Annotated in this window: 2 protein-coding genes; both read left to right on the forward strand. The window is 65.0% G+C overall.

What is annotated here, in order from left to right; translation table 11 throughout:
- A partial coding sequence (locus ABZ826_RS39100) for a hypothetical protein (protein WP_361459329.1) occupies positions 1-397 on the forward strand: 397 nt, incomplete at its 5' end.
- Positions 398-705: 308 nt separating this feature from the next.
- Positions 706-1,154, forward strand: a 449-nt coding sequence (locus ABZ826_RS39105) for a DUF2004 domain-containing protein (protein WP_361459331.1), incomplete at its 3' end; no start/stop codon positions are given.

Raw genomic sequence — 1,154 nt, forward strand, 5'->3', positions numbered from 1 at the left:
GGTCGACCTGGGCGACATGGAAATCGCAGCGGATCAGTGGAGCGTCACCTCGGTGGGGCACACGCCGGATCAGGGAATGATGATCTTCCTATCCCTCGTGCTGCTGCTCGATGGTCTGGCGAACCTTGAGGGTCGGCACCGGGGCTTCTTCTCGTTCGTGGCGGTTGACTCCTCGTTTCGGGTCGACTTCCGGGTACGGCGCCGAACCGTCGTGCTCTCCCACGAGCGCAGGGTGCTGGCCCGGCCGTCCCTCCCGGAGCTCCTCCATGCCGTGTCGGCGGCTGCTGAGGAGTTCGCCGCACGCGAGTTGCCCAGGCTCCCAACGATCGACTCGGGACGACAGGACATGGAGGCGTCGCTGGCGGAGTTCAGGCAGTTCCTGGCCTCGACCCGCTGAGGAACGGCGACGCAGGTACGGGTGTTGGATGATGCACCGACTGAGTGAGCCGGTGATCCGAGGACAAGCGTGGGGCCTGCTCGGTCCCCTGGATGATGTACTCGGAGGCGTCCCGCCGCGTTCCACCGGGGCTCCTGGTTGAATGTCTGCAGGTGACCCACCCTGGTGACGACGGCACCGACGCACTTCGCCATACAGCTACGCCGGGCCCACGACCAGCCCAAACATAGGACTCAACAGCTGACCAAGTGCCCTGTTCGGGCTGCGGTTCCGCGTTGACCACAACCGTCTTCGACCTGGGAGCTGTCATGACGATCACGCATCCGGCATTTGGTCAGCTCACGCCCGGCGGAGAGGATCCCTGCTGGGAGAGTCGGATCGAATGGTCGGGTCACACCCTCCGGCTGGACCTGACCATCAGTGATCCGCACGTGCGGCTGGAACTTCTCGATGGTGCGGCGCGTATCGCCGCTGATGTCGGCGAGTTCGACCGCCTGGCCCGGGTGGCCATCCGACAGGACTACGACCAGGACGCCGAATCCTCCGAGTTCGGCCTCTACATGCACCATCACCTCGACGAATTCGACCACGCCGAACTGAGTCAGCTGTTCGGAGTGGACCACCCCGACCTCGTCGACGTCGACCGGTTCGCGGCGTCCCTCTACCTTCGGCGGATCGGCCTGTCCCCGGACGACCCGGAACGGTACGCGGTGTTCGACTACACCATCGGGGACGCGTTGACCGACTACCTGCTAGT

The sequence above is a fragment of the Streptomyces sp. NPDC047515 genome, from assembly GCF_040643055.1.
GTDB lineage: Bacteria > Actinomycetota > Actinomycetes > Streptomycetales > Streptomycetaceae > Streptomyces.